The 340-nt window shown below is 55.6% G+C and carries 1 protein-coding gene; it reads right to left on the minus strand.

All coding sequences use genetic code 11. The features are described 5' to 3' along the window. Positions 1–340 (minus strand): uracil-DNA glycosylase family protein (locus tag QVO97_RS00080; protein WP_288188437.1); only part of this gene is annotated, 340 nt, incomplete at both ends.

Here is a 340-nt window from a genome sequence, read left to right on the forward strand (position 1 = left end):
CAGATCCGGGTTCCCCCAGGATCTGGTTGATACAGTTCCAGGCATCTGTCAGCCGGTCGAGGTTCCAGGCGGCATTGGCAGGGCTGGTGGATGGCAGTTTGATTGCCTCAATGCCAGTCTGTTTACGGCAGAAGCGGTCGTACATTTTTCCAGACAGCCCGCCGTTTGTGTAAATCGCCTGGATGGAAGCGTGATCCAGAATAGAGGCGAGGTCGTTTGGGATAACGTCGCGGATGGAACTGTCGCTGGATCCTTCGATGGAACAGCTGTGGATGGTGTCCCAGACGGCGATGTGGTTCCGCAGCAGAAATGCCTTCTTTTCCTCGACGGAGGATGGAAT

Source organism: Clostridium sp. CAG:43 (genome assembly GCF_000434655.1).
Lineage (GTDB): Bacteria > Bacillota > Clostridia > Lachnospirales > Lachnospiraceae > Otoolea > Otoolea fessa.